The following is a 17,022-nucleotide window of genomic DNA, read 5'->3' as shown; positions in this document are numbered from 1 at the left end:
CGAGCATGATTCGCACAGAGGAGATGCTATTGAATGTCGGTCCTCAGCATCCGAGTACGCACGGTGTATTCCGCCTCGTTTTGAAAATTGACGGGGAAATTATTAAAGAGGCAACACCTGTAATTGGCTATCTGCACCGGGGTACTGAAAAGCTTGCGGAGAACCTGCAGTATACGCAAATCATTCCGTATACGGATCGCTTGGACTATTTGTCCGCTATGACAAATAACTATGTCATCTGTCATGCGGTAGAAACGATGATGGGCCTTGAGATACCGGAACGAGCCGAATATTTGCGCGTACTTGCTATGGAGCTTGGACGCGTTGCGAGCCATCTTGTGTGGTGGGGCACAAACTTGCTCGATATCGGGGCGGTGAGTCCATTTTTATATGCGTTTCGTGAGCGCGAAATGATTATTAACTTTTTAAATGAATTGTGCGGCGCACGTTTAACTTTCAATTACATGCGTGTAGGCGGTGTGAAATGGGATGCTCCAGAAGGCTGGATTGATAAGGTGCGAGAGTTTGTTCCTTATATGCGGGAGCAGCTGCAGGGCTATCACGACCTAGTAAGTGGAAATGAAATTTTCGTAAACCGCGTCAAGGGAGTGGGAACGTACACAGCTGAGGAGGCGATTGAATACTCACTCAGCGGAGCAAACCTGCGCTGTACAGGCGTGAAATGGGATCTTCGCAAGGATGAGCCATATTCCATCTATAATCGCTTTGCATTTGATGTGCCGGTCGGAGAGGTTGGCGATGCGTGGGATCGCTACATATGCCGTATGCAGGAAATTGAAGAATCCTTGAAAATCATTGAGCAAGCTGTCGAGCAATTCCCAGCAGACGGACCAATTTTGGCGAAGGTGCCGAAAATCATTAAGGCACCCAAGGGCGAGGCGTTTGTACGCATTGAGTCGCCGCGCGGAGAAATTGGCTGCTATATTGCAAGCGACGGCAAAAAGGAGCCGTATCGTTTAAAATTCCGCCGTCCATCCTTCTACAATCTGCAAATTTTGCCGAAATTGCTAAAGGGCGAAAATATCGCAAACTTGATTACGATCTTAGGCGGCATTGATATTGTACTCGGGGAGGTAGATGGATGATGGTGGAGCACCTCTTGCAATCCACACCTGGCTGGACGAACTTTTTTATTTTTTTCGGCTTGGCAGCGATTCTGCTGTTCGTTGTGCTCGGCTTTGTTACATATGGTATTCTAGCTGAACGCAAGCTAATGGGCTTTATGCAAGGGCGTATTGGGCCGAACCAATTGGGTGGCCGCTTCGGCCTTTTGCAAACAGTAGCTGATGTACTCAAGCTATTGCTGAAGGAGGACACCATTCCAAAGGCTGCGGACAAACCGCTTTTCATTTTAGGTCCGGTCATCGCCTTTGCGCCTGCGTTCATGGTGCTGGCGACAATTCCTTTTACAGAGAATCTCCAGTTTGCTGATTTAGGAGTCGGCCTTTTGTACTACATTGCTATTTCTGGCATTTCAACCATTGGCATTGTAACAGGGGCATGGGGATCCAATAACAAATACTCTCTGCTCGGCGGCATGCGTGCTGCAGCACAGATGATTTCCTATGAAATTCCGCTTGTCATGAGTGTAATTGGCGTTGTTCTTCTAACAGGGAGCTTAAATTTAAATGAAATCGTGCAGGCGCAGGAGCATATATGGTACGTATTCGTGCAGCCAATTGGCTTTATCGTTTTCTTCATTGCTGCGATCTCCGAGCTAAACCGTACACCGTTTGACTTACCTGAGGCTGAATCTGAGCTTGTTTCCGGTTTTCACACAGAATATTCTGGCTTTCGCTGGGCGTTCTTCATGCTTGCTGAGTACGTCTACCTATTCGGGATGTCGGCGCTTATCACGGTATTGTTCCTTGGCGGATGGCAGCCGGCTTTCTTCCTAAGCTTTATTCCAGGCGCTGTATGGTTTGCGCTGAAATTCATGTTCATCGTCTTTTTGCTCATGTGGATTCGCTATACGTTTCCTCGTATGCGGGCCGATCAGCTCATGGAATTCGGCTGGAAGGTACTCCTGCCAGTCGCACTCGCAAACATCTTCTTAACGGCACTTTTAAAAGAATTATTTTTCTAACGAAAAGCAGACGCGGCTTGTTTAGCCCTCCGGCAGAGGGCTGGCTGTGAATGCTAGACAAAGGGGCGAAAACCAATGATAGGATTATTTAAAGGTTTGAAGTATACCCTGAAAAATTTAACGAGGGAAAAGGTTACGTACGACTATCCCAATCAGCCGCTTCCGCTTCCGGATCGGTTTCGAGGGATTCAAAAGTTCTACCCTGAAAAATGTATTGTTTGTAACCAGTGCGCGCAAATTTGCCCGACAAACTGTATTCAGCTAACAGGTAAAAAGCATCCGGATCCGGCGAAAAAAGGGAAAATCATCGACACCTATGATATTAACTTTGAGATTTGCATTTTATGCGACCTGTGCACGGAGGTGTGTCCGACAGAGGCGATTGTGATGACGAATAATTTTGAGCTGGCAGAATATACGCGCGATGATTTGTTCAAAAACCTACAATGGCTGGATGAGAATGATACGAATGTAAGAAAGGAGAATAAAGTATGAGCGGTGAGCTATTGGCGTTTTTGGCGCTGGCCCTTGTTGCGATTATGGGCGGTGTGCTGATGCTGAATTTTACGAAGGTCATGCATATGGTGCTCGCCCTCGTCTTTACCTTTCTCAGTATAGCAGGCTTGTATATTACGCTGTCAGCGGAGTTTGTCGGCGTTGTGCAGGTGCTCATCTATTCTGGTGCTGTGACGATTATTATGATCTTTGGCATCATGCTGACAAAGCAGGATGATGACAGCGAAGGAAAGGGTAAGCTTCGTTCCTTCCTTGTCCTTCTTGGTGTTGTCGCGTTCGGTGCGGTGATGTATTATGCCGTAAATAACGCGCAGTTTACGCCGGCAGCGGATGCCCCAGCCCTTCATGAGGAGAATACGAAGCAAGTTGGGGAAATGCTGTACACGAAATATATCATTCCATTTGAACTAGTGTCCGTTCTTCTGCTGGTTGCTCTTGTAGGAGCGATTATTTTAGCTAAAGGAGACGGAAAAGAGGAGGGACGCTCCGATGAGTAATGTTCCAGCATCCGCGTATTTGGCGCTTGCGATTATTTTGTTTTGCATCGGGCTTTACGGGGCGCTGACAAAGCGTAATACCGTCATCGTCTTAATTTGCATTGAGCTCATGCTGAACGCAGCGAATCTAAATCTTGTTGCCTTTAGTAAGCTTGGTACATTCCCAAGTCTGACGGGACAAATTTTCACGTTGTTTACAATTGCGGTCGCTGCAGCGGAGGCAGCAGTCGGTTTGGCGATTTTGATTTCCTTATATAGAAACCGCTCAACAGTAAATACAGATGAAATGGATTCCTTGAAGCACTAGGGCAAGAAGGGAGAAAAGACAATGATGGAATATGCATGGCTCATACCGCTTTTTCCGCTCGCCTCATTTGTTCTCTTGCTGATTGCTGGTAAGAAGATGGGAGAAGCGAGCAGCCTTGTCGGCATAGCGCTAACGTTTCTTTCATTTGCAGGCTCGGTGCTTGTGCTTGTCGAGCGTATATCCGCTTCTACGCTGAAGCAGGAATGGACGTGGCTTAGCATCGGCAAAACAAGCGTGACATTCGGATTTGAAATTAACGCGTTGAACGCTTTAATGCTGTTAATCGTAACGCTCGTTAGCTTTTTGGTGCATCTGTATTCTCGCGGATATATGCACGGCGATGAACGGTTTTACATGTTCTATGCATACTTAGGGCTATTTACGTTTGCGATGCTCGGTCTTGTCATCGCGACGAATTTACTGCAGCTTTATATTTTCTGGGAGCTTGTCGGTTTAGGGTCCTTCCTATTAATTGGCTTCTACTTCTTTAAGGAGGAAGCGAAGGCTGCGGCGAAGAAGGCGTTTATTATGACACGTATCGGGGACGCTGGCCTGTTTATCGGGATGATTCTATTATTCTGGCAGGTTGGCAGCTTTGAATATGATGAGATTTTCAAAGCAGTGCAGGCAGGTGAATTGTCAGGGACAATGATTACGCTGACGGCGATTTTAATCTTTGTCGGAGCAATCGGGAAATCCGGTCAATTTCCGCTTCATACATGGCTTCCGGATGCAATGGAGGGTCCGACGCCTGTATCGGCTCTCATCCATGCGGCTACGATGGTAGCGGCGGGTGTATATTTGGTTGCAACGATGTTTCCGCTCTTTGAAGCAAGCAAGGCAGCGATGATGACCGTTGCGGTTGTCGGTGGATTTACGGCGATTTTTGCGGCATCAATCGGTCTTGTGCAAACAGACATCAAACGCGTGCTGGCATATTCAACGGTAAGCCAATTAGGCTACATGATGCTTGCGCTCGGCTCTGCCGGATATGTAGCGGGCGTTTTCCATTTAACGACGCATGCATTTTTCAAGGCACTCTTGTTCTTGGCTGCAGGAAGCGTCATTCATGCGGTACATACACAGGATATTGAAGAAATGGGCGGCTTGTTCCAAAAAATGAAGGTAACAGGCACACTGTTTTTAATCGGTACAATGGCAATCAGCGGAGTTCCGCTGTTTTCCGGATTTTTCAGTAAGGATGAAATTTTAGCTGTGACGTGGGAGCATGGCAATTACGGTCTATTCTGGCTTGCTGCCCTAGCAGCATTCTTTACGGCATTTTATATGTTCCGTTTATTCTTTATGGTATTTATGGGTAAGCCGCGCGGTGAGCAGCATGGCGTGCATGAATCTCCGGGGGTTATGACCGTGCCGATGATGGTACTCGGCGTGCTTGCTACCCTGGCAGGCTACATCAATACACCTTGGTTCGGAACGTTTCTGGGAGACTGGCTGACGGAGGATGTGCCGTTTCAGGTGCATGAAGGACACGGTCCGGCATGGATTATGATCGTTGCAACACTCGTATCGCTCGCTGGCATCTTCCTTGCGTATCTTATTTACGGAAAAGGAACAATCTCGCGCAGCTGGCTTGGCAGCAGCAGATCCGTTGGCTATAGAGCCTTGAAAAACAAGTACTATATCGATGAATTATACGGAGTAACTGTTTTGCCGCTTGTAAAGGGAGTCTCGCTCGTTCTTAGTGCGATTGAAAAATATGTTGTAGAGGGCTTGGCTCAAACAGTTGGTGCTCTTGTACGGGCAATCGGTCTGCTTGGCTCTAGACTGCAAAGCGGTCAAGTGCAAACATACGGTGCGGCGGCATTCATTGGGTTGGCTGTTCTGCTCGTTATTCTGCTTGTAACAGGGGGGTATATGTAATGAACATCCTATTGTCTGTATTCATTTTCTCCCCGCTTTTAGGTATTTTATTCCTTTCTCTTCTGCCGAAGGGACGGGAGAAAACAGCGAAGCTGCTCGGCATTGCAACAACGCTGATTCCGCTTGTCTGCGCATTTGCACTGTACGGCTCGTATTTGTCAGGAAAAGGCTTTGATTCGTTTACAGAAAAAGTAACATGGATTCAGTTTGGTAGATTCGAAAGCTTGCCGGAGGACTTCTTCAGTATTTCATATGAGCTTGGCGTTGACGGCTTTTCGTTTGTGATGATGCTGCTGACGGCAGTATTAGCAACGCTCGCTGCGGTAACGGCTGCATCTTCCATTAAAGAAGCGCTTAGAAGCTTCTACATGCTGCTGCTGCTTCTAGAGATTGGTATGCTCGGCGTATTCGCAGCTAAAAATCTACTTCTCTTTTTCGTATTCTTCGAATTAACATTGCCGGCGATGTTCTTTCTTGTTGGAAAATGGGGGAAATTCGAGAGTGAAAAAGCATCGTACAGCTACCTGGTTTATAACGGAATCGGCTCTGCTATTTTATTGATTGTTTTTACAATTTTATTTGCAAGAACAGGAACAACAGACATTGCCTCGCTTCGTGACATTTTGGAGGCAGGCGAAAGCCCGATCGGTCCGATTTCCAGCTCGCTGCAAACAGCTCTGTTTGTTGCGATGCTCATCGCCTTTGGTATTAAGCTTCCGGTGCTGCCGCTTCACCGCTGGATGGTGAATGTGCACGTACAAGCTCCGCCGGCGGTCGTTATGCTGCATGCGGGCGTGCTATTGAAAATTGGGGCGTACGGCTTAGTCCGGTTTGGAATCGGGATTTTTCCGAAGCAGTTCGAGAAATTTGCTGTGCTCATCGCCATTCTCGGCGTTGTGAATTTGCTATATGGGGCGTTTTTGGCACTTGTACAAACAGATTTCCGAAAGGTGCTTGCATATTCCAGTATTTCGCATATGGGAGTTGTACTAATTGGCCTGGCAGCACTAAATGAGGCAGGAATAAAGGGCGCGATTTTCCAGGTTGTGTCTCACGGCTTAATCGCAGCGCTATTGTTCTTCCTTCTTGGCATTATGGAGGATCGCTTCGGCACATCAGATATGAAGCGTCTTGGCGGCTTGGCGAAATCAGCTCCGCTTTTTAGCGGTTTTCTATTAGCCAGTGCCATGGCATCGCTTGGACTGCCGGGTATGTCTGGATTTGTCAGTGAATTCCTAGCGTTCCTTGGCTTGTTTGAGTCCATGCCAGCTGTGGCGGCAGTCGGAACTCTCGGTATTATTTTAACGGCGGCTTATCTGCTGCGCGCTGTGCTTGGCATGACGTTTGGACAAGAGAAGCAGGCAGCGAAGGCGGATGTACGAGGTGCGGAATTCGTGCCTGTGCTTGTACTGCTGCTGCTTATTATTGCTATCGGCGTAATGCCGGATGTACTCGGCGGACCGCTTGGTTCTACATTACAATCGTTAGGGATAAGGGGGTAGATAGAATGGATATGCATACACTTCTTGGTTATCAGTGGAGCTTAATGACGCCAGAGTTTATTATTGTCATTGCAGCTATCCTTCTATCGATCCTTGATTTGCTTCTGAAGGATTCCTTTAACCGGCAGCGTTTCGCATACGGAGCGGTTGGGGCAAGCGTGCTCGCGCTTATTTCGCTTATCATGCTGTATGACAAAGCAACTGCTGATATTTTGGATGGCACATTTGTTTTAGACGGATTTGCAAAAGCATTTAAAACCTTGCTTCTGATTGGGGCATCGCTCGTCTTCCTCCTTGCGGCAAGCGAGGAGAAAAAAACACCGATTGCGGATAAGGGAGAGTATTATTATTTACTGCTAACAGCACTTCTCGGTGCGATGTTTATGGCATCAAGCGCCGACCTCATTACGCTGTTTGTCGGGCTGGAATTACTATCGCTTTCCTCATTCATTCTCGTCGGCATTCGTAAGCGCAGCAAGGCATCAAATGAGGCTGCAATGAAGTATGTGATCAACGGCGGTATTTCCACCGCGATTACACTGTTTGGCTTTAGCTATTTGTACGGACTTACCGGGTCGACAAATATCCTTGCAATGCGCGAGGCGTTAGCTGCAATTTCCGACGGCAGTATGCATCTCCTGCTGGCGCTCGCCTTTTTGCTTACATTTGTCGGCCTATCCTTCAAGCTTGCGACAGCGCCGTTTCATATGTGGGCGCCCGATGTGTATCAAGGTGCAGCAACACCGGTTACCGCCTTTTTAGGGACTGTATCGAAGCTTGCAGGCTTTGTTATCATGATGCGCCTGTTCATTATGATTTTTGCGGTGGTGCCAGATGTAACTGGAGAGCAGTCACTGTTTATGAGCATGCAAATGTATATCGCGGTTCTGGCTGCAATTACGATGATTGTCGGTAATACAATTGCCTTAAAGCAGCAAAATGTAAAGCGTCTGTTTGCGTATTCTGGTATTGCGCATGCGGGATACTTGCTTGTGCCGCTCCTCGTACTTTCACCGTTTATGCTCGACAGCATGTGGTTTTATATGCTTGCTTACCTGCTCATGAATATTGGTGTATTTGCCATCATCCACGGCCTGCATCGACAAAGCGGCAGCGAAGGTTTGGACTTGTTTGCCGGCTTGTTTCAACGCTCACCGTTTGCGGCAATTACGATGACGATTTTCATTCTTTCGCTCGCGGGCATTCCGGGTACGGCTGGTTTTATCGGGAAAGTAAATATTTTTATCGGTGCGTTTGTTATGGAACCGGGTCATTACGTGCTGCCATCCATTATGATGGCAACAACAGTTGTATCCTTTGTGTACTATTTCCGCATCCTGCAGCAAATGTTCTTCCGTAAGCCGGAAAGTGAGCAAAAGCTAACCTTACCTTTTAACGTAAACATCGTCATCACTCTTTGCGCGGTGCTTACACTCTTATTTGGAATTCTGCCGGCAGTTGGCTATCATTTCTTTTACGAAAATTTCCCTCTGCTGAAAGATTTCTTTTTTACAGGAGCAAAATAGGTTAAAATAGAGACAAACCAAAAGGTGTAGAGATGAACTCTACACTTTTTCTTTGCGTATAAGAAAAGCGGGCGAGCTTGTTTAGCCCTCTCTCTGGAAGAGGGACCGCCGATATATCCTGAGATAAAGGGGGCGTACTGTGCAGATTTTCGGACAGCAGGCACTCATTGCAATCGTGTTGCATTTACTATTTATTGCACTTACGTGGTGGGCGCTTCAGGGCATCCACTTCGAGCATCTGATGAAAAAGGGAAAGGTTGCACAAACGAGGGTGCTGCTTATCCTGTTGACCATCGCGATCGGTTCATCGGTAAGCAGATTCTTTTTGGACTACCTCGGTTATTCAAATAGTTTGACGTATCTATTTAAGTAATAATTGGACATTTTTTGTCCTGGGCGGCTAGGGTTTGCCCATGCGAGAGCTGTATCCGCTTTTCTGTGTGGTTTTTGTCGAGCTGTTGAGGGTATGGATTGTTTCTTCCCCGTCCAAAATGGAGATAAAGGGGAGTGGGGAAGAGATGAAAAAAATGATACAAATGCTGTTGGTACTGTTTGTTGGAATCGTTGCCTGTTTTCTTGGTTATGTGCGTATCGAAGCGCAGGGACCAGAGGAGAAGCTTGAGAAGATGATTGCGGTCGTGGAGGCAAATGGAGCGACTGTGGAGCAATGGTCTTGGCTTGCGAGAGAAGAGCAGGATTCGGTGCATGATGTACATACATTTCATGAGCTGTTAGACAGCTTGGAAGAGAAGGGCGCGGCAGCTGATTGGAATATAGAGAAGTCGCCTGAGGGGTACAAGGCAACAGCGGTAAAAAAATTTGCGCATTATCAAGAAAGACTGGTTGTAACATGGACAAAAGTGAATACTAACAACAAAACCTTCGTTGTATATGAAGCAAAAGGAACAAAGTGGGACGATGCGATTTTAAAAAATATGAATAAAATTTTTAGACAAAATCCTGCAACTTTCACTTGTGTTCAAGCTGTTTTCGGTGATAAGATTGAAGGTGTTTTGCAAAATAAGGCAACTGAAATATTAGAAGATTTATCTGCTAAGCCTATCGAGTCTTTAGAAGAAATAGCATTCGTCTCCGTCTCCGCATATACTGAGGAGTGGAAAGACGCTCTTGCGGTAAATAGAGAAAAAATGAATGTGCAGGTTGCGCTGCGCAACACTGACAACAAGACGACTGTTATGGTTGGCACACCAATTATTACGTCTGAGTATTGAATAGATAGTGTATAAATTTAAGGACACGGAGGGGAATACCTTTGGAAAAGATCATTGTCCGCGGCGGAAAGAAGCTAAGCGGCTCTGTGCGCGTAGAAGGCGCAAAGAATGCCGTATTGCCCGTTTTGGCCGCAGCCCTATTAGCAAGTGATGGAAAAAATACGATATGCGATGTGCCAGCTCTTTCCGATGTATATACAATCAATGAAGTCTTGCGTTATTTAAATTGTGACGTTGTGTTTGAGAACGGTCAAGTCATCATCGATGCATCAAAAGAGCTGAACATTGAAGCACCGTTTGAATATGTACGGAAAATGCGTGCATCTGTTCTTGTAATGGGTCCGTTATTGGCGCGCAAGGGTCGTGCTCGCATCGCGTTGCCTGGCGGCTGCGCGATTGGCTCTCGTCCGATTGATCAGCATTTAAAAGGCTTTGAAGCAATGGGTGCGAAGGTGAAGGTTGGAAATGGCTTTGTTGAGGCACATGTAAATGGAAGATTGCACGGAGCGAAAATTTACTTAGACTTTCCGAGCGTAGGAGCAACAGAAAACATTATGTCTGCTGCTGTATTAGCGGAAGGGACGACAATTATTGAGAACGCCGCAAAAGAACCGGAAATCGTAGACCTTGCTAACTTCCTAAATGCAATGGGCGCTCATGTGCGCGGTGCTGGAACAGGTACAATTCGCATTGAGGGTGTTGCTAAATTATTTGGAGCAGTTCATCATGTTATCCCTGATCGTGTGGAAGCCGGTACGTTTATGGTGGCGGCAGCCATTACGGGAGGGAATATCTTAATTGAAAACGCCGTACCAGAGCACCTAAGCCCTATTAGTGCGAAAATGAAAGAAATGGGCGTTACGATTATTGAAGAAGCGGAAGGCATACGTGTTATTGGACCGGAGAAATTAAAAGCGGTAGACATAAAAACAATGCCTCATCCAGGATTCCCTACAGATATGCAGTCGCAAATGATGGCATTATTGTTAAAAGCGGAAGGAACAAGCATGATTACAGAAACGGTGTTCGAAAATCGTTTTATGCATGTGGAAGAGTTCCGCCGCATGAATGCTGACATCAAAATTGAAGGACGCTCTGTTATTATGAGCGGACCATGTGAACTGCAGGGGGCAGAGGTAGCAGCAACAGACTTGCGTGCGGCCGCAGCTCTTATCCTTGCAGGGCTTGCTGCATCAGAGGGTTACACACGTGTAACGGAATTAAAGCATCTTGACCGCGGGTACGTAAATTTCCACGGCAAGCTAGCTGCGCTTGGCGCTGATATTGAACGCGTGAAAGAGGAAGTACAGCAAACAACAGCTGAAAAAACGATTTCTGATCTTCATGCATAATTGAGAGGCAGCTTTTATACTTTTGGAGACAAAAGTATAGAGGCTGTCTTTCTTTGTATAAGAGTAAGAAAGTATAACTTTTGCAGGAACGCCGCCCTGCTCCTGCGGCATGCTAAAACTCTCACGCCTATTACTATTGTTATAGTCAAGATATAGACATAATATTCTAACAATGTGAAAAAATTATGAAAGCATTTCTGACGTTCTAAAAGCTCGTCCTGTTCCATAAGATGAAAGTGACACTTTAGGTAGCAGGGGTTCATCCTGCGCGAAACGGGTCCTTGGATCCGTGTTGTATCTATTTTCGTGACGGAGGGCCATCATGAAGCTAAAAAAGCCAATTCTTATTCTTGTTTCTTTTCTCGTTGTGTTAGTCATTGTTGTACCAAGCCTGCTTGTGCTTCCTTATCGTACAGAAACAAAGCAGCTGTCATCACAGACAGAAGCTGCTTCTGCTGCCCCCTCTGCCTCTAATGTGCCCCAGACCGTCACAAGCAACATTGAGGTAGCGGTATATCGAAGCAAACAGAAAAAGATTGAAAACGTACCGCTTGAGGATTATGTTGTAGGGGTAGTTGCCGCTGAGATGCCGTCAGACTTCGAAATGGAGGCGCTAAAGGCACAGGCGCTCACCGCCCGCACCTTCGTTGTGAAACGCATGGTTAACGGCGCAGTGCTGCCGAACAAGGCGAATGTCACCGATACAGTCGACACACAGGTGTATTACAGCCTGTCAGACTTGAAAAAGATGTGGGGGCAAAGCTATGACTCGAAAATCGAGCGTATCCAAAAAGCAGTGCACGCAACGGCAGGACAAGTACTGACCTTTGACGGACAACCGATTACCGCCTCCTTCTTCTCTACAAGCAATGGCTACACCGAAAACGCAGAGGACTATTGGGGCAACCCGACTCCATATTTAAAAAGCGTAGATAGTCCTTGGGATAAGAATACACCGAAGTTCTTAAGCGAGCAAAAATTCAGCGTAGCTGATTTTGAAAAGAAGCTTGGTGTGAAGGTGCTTGCAAATGGGAAGGTTGGAGACATCACAGAACGAACATCCGGCCAGCGAGTGAAAACAGTCAGCTTTAACGGCAAGAAGCTGAGCGGAAGAGAGGTAAGAGAAAAGCTTGGGCTTCGCTCCTCAGACTTTACGTGGAAGCAGGAGGGCAGTCAAATTGCCATTACGACAAAGGGCTACGGGCATGGTGTCGGCATGAGCCAATATGGCGCAAACGGTATGGCGAAGGAAGGCAAGTCATATCAGGACATTGTGATGCACTATTACAAAGGAATTGAGATTAAAGGTGTCAATGAGTATGAGCAGAAGCTTACCGCAAAAAAGTAGCCTTCGGGCTACTTTTTTGTTCCATAGCAATCCTATTATACATACCCGTGCCTGCTTCTAAACGAGGCTTCCTGCAGCAATTGCTGTGCCTGCTGCGCTTCAACAGCCTCTCGCCGCGCATGCTCAAAGCTCTCTAGCTGCTTGGCGCTTGTATTATTTTGACGAAGCGCCTCCTGTAAAACCTCTGCTAGTACCTCCGCATCCTTTAACGAGCAGTTCAAGCCAAACGCACCCGTAGGACTCATTGTATGGGCGGCGTCCCCCATGATAACGAGCCCATCCTGTACCCATGCTTCACAACGGCAGCTCTGGACTTCTAAGAGAACAAAATCATTCCAGGACTGAATATGCTGATGAACGATATTTGTTAGCTCTGGAAAAGCATTGACAAGCTGCTGAATGAATGGCGTAAAGGATTGCTTTCGTAAGGCTGGATAGGAGCCTTCTTCAATATTCCAGCCAATTTGAATAAAACCGCCGGCCTGCGTAAATAAAGCAAGCTGATGATTCCCCGTCATAGTCAGCCTAATGGTCGGCTCCCATCCTGCCGGGCTAGGGATTTTAGCCCACAGCAAATCATATCCATGCTTTATAATGGCCGTTGGAATGCCAGATAGCTTGCGGACGGTCGAATAGCGCCCATCCGCACCGACGACAACAGAGCTATGAATGGTGATTTCTTCCCCGTTCCGTTTGGCCTTCACACCGATATACCTTCCTGCCGCATCCTGAAGCAAGGCGGCTGCCCTTGTTTCCGTCATTAGCTGATAATGCTCAAACTGCTTAGATTCCGCAGCAAGGACATGAAGCAAATGCTGCTGCGGAACGTGGATTCCCACGTGGCTGCTGCCGGCGTCAGGTGTCACGGTCTTAATCACCTTGCCATGATCCCAATACTCTACTCGCTGCATGCGAAGAATCCCAGCTTCCTCGACCTTGTCAAAAAGCTTATGGGCTCTCAATACCTGCTCCCCTTCAGAGTTGAGATGCTCGCCCCTAAACTCCTTATTCATTTCTCCATGACGTTCGAGAACGATGGTCGAAATATTCTGTTTAGCTAATAAATATCCTAATAGGGCGCCTCCGGGGCCGGCGCCGACGATACATACATCTGATTTCAAATCCATGATTGATCCCCTATATTTCATCAGGTGGTTTTTGTACAGTTATGCTGTGTTCATATAGTCTAGACAGTTCAATTTGAGACATCCGCGCGGCTATGACATAGAACACGGCAGTCTCGGAAATGAACGGCCTCTATCATTATTTTAGTTACTTTATGTAAGTTAGTATATCTTTTGTACTGAAAATTCGTCAAGGAACCGCGTGATTGGATTGAGCTTTAATAATTAGACTTCTAAATTAAAATAAACATTAGCTCTTTAAGGTACCTGCGATTAAGTAATTGGCTGAGGCCTGAAGGAGCCGTGATCCATAATAATTTTTTTGTATTCATATTTGTCTAACATGTTGGCATGCTGTTTCCCATATATGCTGCCCAAAGTTTGCCCACTTCTGCTGATGTAAGTTTTTCTTTGGAGATTGATTCATTTGAACTTATTGTAATTGGTTGAATCGTTTGCATGATAATATCTCTTTCCTCAAATTTTCGCTTAGTATTTTCCGCTATGAAAAATATATTCTGAACTAAGGCAATGGGATTAAATTATTTTATATAGAAATAAAAATATTTTGGTTGTTTTTGTATTCAACATACAGATTGAGTAGTATTCATACTGACAAAGCATGCATAGCTTAATTGACAGAAACATTCTAGCTTAAACATAAAAATATATTAGGAAACGACAGTAAGCGGCCTTGTTCATCCCTTTAGGAATCACAAGGCCGCTTACACTATTTCTTCATTCATTATATTTAAAATCCTTTCAATTGTTTTTTATGAGGAGGACCACCCCCGCGTGACTAGAGAGTTTTTCTAGAAATTACTTCTGTTGCCTCACTATATCTTTTCATTTTGCTCACTTGATCAGCATCACCTTTTCTTTCGTTCGATTTGCTTTCCTTTTCCCAGGTACATTTCTGTACACTTCGCCTTTCACTACTTCACTGGCATCTCCTTCTTTTTTTGAGGTAGTGTGTGTTGCTTGTACTTATCATACAAGGAAAAGGGAGATTTGTAAATACTAAATATTATAAATTTTCTAAGAATTCTGAATAATTGTAAAGAAATGGAAGGCTATGTTACAGGCAGGACGGCGTCCAAAAAGTGATTGTATAAGAAAGCCCATAGGATCCTTCCACGGGCTTTCTGCTGTTATGAAAGGGACTGCGAAGATAAGGATTGATAGGAAATAACCCGATTCCGCCCCTGCTGCTTTGCCTGATACAACGCTTGATCCGCCTGTGCAATCAAATCATCTACAGTCGATAAGGAACTTGGAATCATGCTGGCAGCTCCCATGCTGATGGTTACCACGTTGGAAACCTCAGAGTCCGCATGCGGGAGCTGCAGCTTCTCGATATTGTTTCGAATCCGTTCTGCTACAATCAAAGCATTTTTTAAAGACGTATACGGGAGAACGATACAAAACTCCTCTCCTCCATACCGCGCTGCTAAATCGGTACTATGTATGATGGATTCCTCTGCTGTTTTTGCGATAAGCTGCAAGCAGCTGTCGCCGGCTTGATGGCCGTAATAATCGTTATACCGTTTGAAGAAATCAATATCAAACAAGATGATGGAGAGGGGAGCGGAATGCTCCAGCCCCAGCTTCCAGCTTTGCTGTAGGTAGCCATCCAGAAAGCGGCGATTTGACAATCCGGTAAGGCCATCTGTAAAGGAAAGCTCGCGAAGCATGCGATGTGCCCTTTTTTGCTCGGAGATATCTCTCATAATTCCATATACTCCTATAATCTCATGGTCGACAACAATAGGGATGAGGGTAATATTCACATCAACTAGCTGTCCCCCCTTTTTGATGATGACTGTATCAAAATTTTGCGGAATTCCTTGCTTTGCTTGGTTAAAGTAAAGCAGGTTTCGACTCAGCTCCTCACCAACAATGAGATCTCTTGGCCTTCCTCGTTTTATCTCTTCCTTCGTATAGCCTGATAGAACTTCGCAGCCATGGTTTAAGCTGACGTAGCGTCCGTTCAAATCCAAGGAATAGACGGCATCAGGGTGCTGCTCAAATAGAGATTTGTAGCGCTGCTCGCTCTCTGATAATACGGAGTATAGGCGGTTGGTCTCATATACAAAGGTACTTAATATGACTGCAGCTGAAAGGAGGCTGCTTACTCGTGATGCATACCAGCCCAGCGTATAGCGGCTGCCGGCAAGCAAGGTAATGCCAATATCTAAGAGAAATATGAGAACAGATAATGTCAGCCATACATGAAGAATCGTTTTCGTACGGGCGAGCCGCAGTATAAAGGCAAATGCTATTACATTGAATAGTAAAAGAGCCGGACCGATTCCTGACGCATTTAAGCGATGACGCCCATTTGGACGAATCAGGACCGGCAGGTGATCATGAAATTTTGTAGCAAGCACAACTAATCCAATTACGAGAAGAATCACGCCTGTATACAGGATATATGGGAGTAAATGGTATATCTTACCCTTCACTATGCTCCCTTTGGATACATAATGGCTCCATACATATAGCAGCAGCCCGAAAGGAAATCCAAGGTGCCAAAATACCCAAAGCCATGCGGCTGTCTGCGAACCTGCACCTAGCCATCCAGTAGCCGAAAATACCCGGGGGACCGTTAAAATATACGGCAAGATAATGCAGCCGCAGTAGAAAAAGGTTAAAGATAAAACAAGCGAAGGAAGCTCCCGGCTTGTCCTGAACTGCCAAAATAAGAGATAGGCAGTGAGTATATATGTAATATAAATAGCGGTAATAAACATGGGCAAAAACGGGCCGATTTGTATAAAGGGCCGCTGTGCATAAGGGATCATGCATAAGGAAAGTAAAAGAATGATAAGGCCGATTAAGCGAACGTTTCTCCTTTGGCGAGGAGAAGCAATAAAGTTAGAAAGATTCGGTGTGTTTTGTAAATCCTGAGTATTCAAGAGCGGCCTTCCTCCTTTCAAAAGCATAAAATTGCGATATGTTATAGTATGCCGCAGCCTGTGTGAAAACACCCGCTTGAAAAATGTTGTTAGAAAAATCAGGCGAACTTGCGCAGGTTATAAAAGGCTGTAGGGGCGCCTCAGAATGCTTTACTATGTGAAATATGAATGAGGCGATATAATAAGAGTGATTAGGGATAACAGGGGGATAAATAGATGAATTGGCTATTTTCAATTATCGCACTTGGAGGCGGAATTGCACTGGGCGTGCAGGCAGCAATTAACGGCGGTCTCGGCAAGCGGGTTGGCGCGCTGGAGGGGGCGTTTATCTCATTTGCCGTTGGTACTCTCGCCATTTGGCTCGTTATGATTATATTTGGGAAAGGGAGCGTCTCCTCCATATGGACCGTTCCGAAGTGGCAGCTAACAGGCGGCTTGCTTGGAGCCTTCTATGTATGCGCTACCGTTATTCTTGTACCCAAGGTCGGAGTAGCGCCAATGCTCATTGCCGTTATTTTCGGGCAGCTGTTTACGGGGGCAATTATTGACCACTTTGCGTTGTTTGGCGGAAAGCACGTTCCGCTTGAAGGAAAACGTATCGTTGCGCTGCTTTTAATGGGGGCGGCTGTGTATATATTCTACAAAAAATAAGATAGAGATTGCAGCTTGTACACTTTGCCATAGCCTGTAGGAGGGAGGCTGGCTGCAG

The 17,022-nt window shown here is 46.0% G+C and carries 16 protein-coding genes; 13 read left to right on the top strand and 3 right to left on the bottom strand.

What is annotated here, in order from left to right:
• The first annotated feature begins 5 nt into the window (after nucleotides 1–5).
• From AC6HZ4_RS26095 to spoIID, 12 genes are all read left to right on the top strand, one after another.
• Nucleotides 6–1,106, top strand: coding sequence for an NADH-quinone oxidoreductase subunit D (locus tag AC6HZ4_RS26095; RefSeq protein WP_497492794.1), 1,101 nt, complete (start codon nucleotides 6–8; stop codon nucleotides 1,104–1,106).
• Nucleotides 1,106–2,107, top strand: a complete 1,002-nt coding sequence (gene nuoH / locus AC6HZ4_RS26090; RefSeq protein WP_497495842.1) for an NADH-quinone oxidoreductase subunit NuoH — start codon at nucleotides 1,106–1,108, stop codon at nucleotides 2,105–2,107. The genes AC6HZ4_RS26095 and nuoH overlap by 1 nt, the downstream gene beginning before the upstream one ends.
• Before the next feature lie 75 nt (nucleotides 2,108–2,182).
• A complete protein-coding gene (gene nuoI, locus AC6HZ4_RS26085; RefSeq protein ID WP_497492793.1) occupies nucleotides 2,183–2,602 on the top strand; it encodes an NADH-quinone oxidoreductase subunit NuoI in 420 nt (139 codons plus the stop codon).
• Nucleotides 2,599–3,120, top strand: a complete 522-nt coding sequence (locus AC6HZ4_RS26080; protein ID WP_497492792.1) for an NADH-quinone oxidoreductase subunit J — start codon at nucleotides 2,599–2,601, stop codon at nucleotides 3,118–3,120. The genes nuoI and AC6HZ4_RS26080 overlap by 4 nt, the downstream gene beginning before the upstream one ends.
• Nucleotides 3,113–3,427 carry an NADH-quinone oxidoreductase subunit NuoK gene (nuoK, locus tag AC6HZ4_RS26075; RefSeq protein WP_497492791.1) on the top strand — a complete coding sequence of 105 codons (315 nt, stop codon included), beginning with the start codon at nucleotides 3,113–3,115 and terminating at the stop codon, nucleotides 3,425–3,427. Before AC6HZ4_RS26080 ends, nuoK begins: the two co-directional genes overlap by 8 nt.
• A 21-nt stretch (nucleotides 3,428–3,448) precedes the next feature.
• A complete protein-coding gene (gene nuoL, locus AC6HZ4_RS26070) occupies nucleotides 3,449–5,311 on the top strand; it encodes an NADH-quinone oxidoreductase subunit L (RefSeq protein WP_497492790.1) in 1,863 nt (620 codons plus the stop codon).
• A complete protein-coding gene (locus AC6HZ4_RS26065) occupies nucleotides 5,311–6,813 on the top strand; it encodes an NADH-quinone oxidoreductase subunit M (protein WP_497492789.1) in 1,503 nt (500 codons plus the stop codon). Before nuoL ends, AC6HZ4_RS26065 begins: the two co-directional genes overlap by 1 nt.
• Nucleotides 6,814–6,824: 11 nt before the next feature.
• Nucleotides 6,825–8,339, top strand: coding sequence for an NADH-quinone oxidoreductase subunit NuoN (gene nuoN, locus AC6HZ4_RS26060; protein ID WP_497495841.1), 1,515 nt, complete (start codon nucleotides 6,825–6,827; stop codon nucleotides 8,337–8,339).
• Between the two features lie 139 nt (nucleotides 8,340–8,478).
• Nucleotides 8,479–8,712, top strand: coding sequence for a DUF1146 family protein (locus AC6HZ4_RS26055; RefSeq protein WP_342044793.1), 234 nt, complete (start codon nucleotides 8,479–8,481; stop codon nucleotides 8,710–8,712).
• Nucleotides 8,713–8,857: 145 nt separating this feature from the next.
• Nucleotides 8,858–9,571, top strand: a complete 714-nt coding sequence (locus AC6HZ4_RS26050; protein ID WP_497492788.1) for a YwmB family TATA-box binding protein — start codon at nucleotides 8,858–8,860, stop codon at nucleotides 9,569–9,571.
• A 41-nt stretch (nucleotides 9,572–9,612) separates the two neighbouring features.
• Nucleotides 9,613–10,923 carry a UDP-N-acetylglucosamine 1-carboxyvinyltransferase gene (gene murA / locus AC6HZ4_RS26045; RefSeq protein WP_497492787.1) on the top strand — a complete coding sequence of 437 codons (1,311 nt, stop codon included), beginning with the start codon at nucleotides 9,613–9,615 and terminating at the stop codon, nucleotides 10,921–10,923.
• A 322-nt stretch (nucleotides 10,924–11,245) separates the two neighbouring features.
• Nucleotides 11,246–12,271 carry a stage II sporulation protein D gene (spoIID, locus tag AC6HZ4_RS26040; protein WP_497492786.1) on the top strand — a complete coding sequence of 342 codons (1,026 nt, stop codon included), beginning with the start codon at nucleotides 11,246–11,248 and terminating at the stop codon, nucleotides 12,269–12,271.
• Nucleotides 12,272–12,306: 35 nt separating this feature from the next.
• Here spoIID and AC6HZ4_RS26035 read toward each other — a convergent pair whose 3' ends face one another.
• The 3 genes from AC6HZ4_RS26035 to AC6HZ4_RS26025 form a co-directional block, all read right to left on the bottom strand.
• Nucleotides 12,307–13,398: an FAD-dependent monooxygenase gene (locus tag AC6HZ4_RS26035; protein ID WP_497492785.1), complete on the bottom strand. Its 1,092-nt coding sequence runs from the start codon at nucleotides 13,396–13,398 to the stop codon at nucleotides 12,307–12,309.
• Nucleotides 13,399–13,733: 335 nt separating this feature from the next.
• The gene (locus tag AC6HZ4_RS26030) at nucleotides 13,734–13,856 is read right to left on the bottom strand and encodes a hypothetical protein (RefSeq protein WP_497492784.1); all 123 of its coding nucleotides are present in this window, start codon (nucleotides 13,854–13,856) and stop codon (nucleotides 13,734–13,736) included.
• A gap of 690 nt (nucleotides 13,857–14,546) precedes the next feature.
• Nucleotides 14,547–16,313 carry a diguanylate cyclase domain-containing protein gene (locus AC6HZ4_RS26025; RefSeq protein ID WP_497492783.1) on the bottom strand — a complete coding sequence of 589 codons (1,767 nt, stop codon included), beginning with the start codon at nucleotides 16,311–16,313 and terminating at the stop codon, nucleotides 14,547–14,549.
• 216 nt (nucleotides 16,314–16,529) lie between these two features.
• Here AC6HZ4_RS26025 and AC6HZ4_RS26020 point away from each other — a divergent pair, with 216 nt between their 5' ends.
• Nucleotides 16,530–16,964 carry a DMT family transporter gene (locus AC6HZ4_RS26020; RefSeq protein WP_497492782.1) on the top strand — a complete coding sequence of 145 codons (435 nt, stop codon included), beginning with the start codon at nucleotides 16,530–16,532 and terminating at the stop codon, nucleotides 16,962–16,964.
• Nucleotides 16,965–17,022 lie beyond the last annotated feature (58 nt).

This window comes from Ectobacillus sp. OTK, assembly GCF_059698935.1.
This window is presented reverse-complemented; position numbering and strand designations above follow the sequence as displayed.

What these genes read in the sequence shown, in the direction of transcription:
- AC6HZ4_RS26095 (WP_497492794.1), top strand. Translation starts at nt 6, where the DNA reads ATGATTCGCACAGAGGAGATGCTATTGAATGTCGGTCCTCAGCATCCG.
- nuoH (WP_497495842.1), top strand. Translation starts at nt 1,106, where the DNA reads ATGGTGGAGCACCTCTTGCAATCCACACCTGGCTGGACGAACTTTTTT.
- nuoI (WP_497492793.1), top strand. Translation starts at nt 2,183, where the DNA reads ATGATAGGATTATTTAAAGGTTTGAAGTATACCCTGAAAAATTTAACG.
- AC6HZ4_RS26080 (WP_497492792.1), top strand. Translation starts at nt 2,599, where the DNA reads ATGAGCGGTGAGCTATTGGCGTTTTTGGCGCTGGCCCTTGTTGCGATT.
- nuoK (WP_497492791.1), top strand. Translation starts at nt 3,113, where the DNA reads ATGAGTAATGTTCCAGCATCCGCGTATTTGGCGCTTGCGATTATTTTG.
- nuoL (WP_497492790.1), top strand. Translation starts at nt 3,449, where the DNA reads ATGATGGAATATGCATGGCTCATACCGCTTTTTCCGCTCGCCTCATTT.
- AC6HZ4_RS26065 (WP_497492789.1), top strand. Translation starts at nt 5,311, where the DNA reads ATGAACATCCTATTGTCTGTATTCATTTTCTCCCCGCTTTTAGGTATT.
- nuoN (WP_497495841.1), top strand. Translation starts at nt 6,825, where the DNA reads ATGCATACACTTCTTGGTTATCAGTGGAGCTTAATGACGCCAGAGTTT.
- AC6HZ4_RS26050 (WP_497492788.1), top strand. Translation starts at nt 8,858, where the DNA reads ATGAAAAAAATGATACAAATGCTGTTGGTACTGTTTGTTGGAATCGTT.
- spoIID (WP_497492786.1), top strand. Translation starts at nt 11,246, where the DNA reads ATGAAGCTAAAAAAGCCAATTCTTATTCTTGTTTCTTTTCTCGTTGTG.
- AC6HZ4_RS26035 (WP_497492785.1), bottom strand. Translation starts at nt 13,398, where the DNA reads ATGGATTTGAAATCAGATGTATGTATCGTCGGCGCCGGCCCCGGAGGC.
- AC6HZ4_RS26030 (WP_497492784.1), bottom strand. Translation starts at nt 13,856, where the DNA reads ATGCAAACGATTCAACCAATTACAATAAGTTCAAATGAATCAATCTCC.
- AC6HZ4_RS26020 (WP_497492782.1), top strand. Translation starts at nt 16,530, where the DNA reads ATGAATTGGCTATTTTCAATTATCGCACTTGGAGGCGGAATTGCACTG.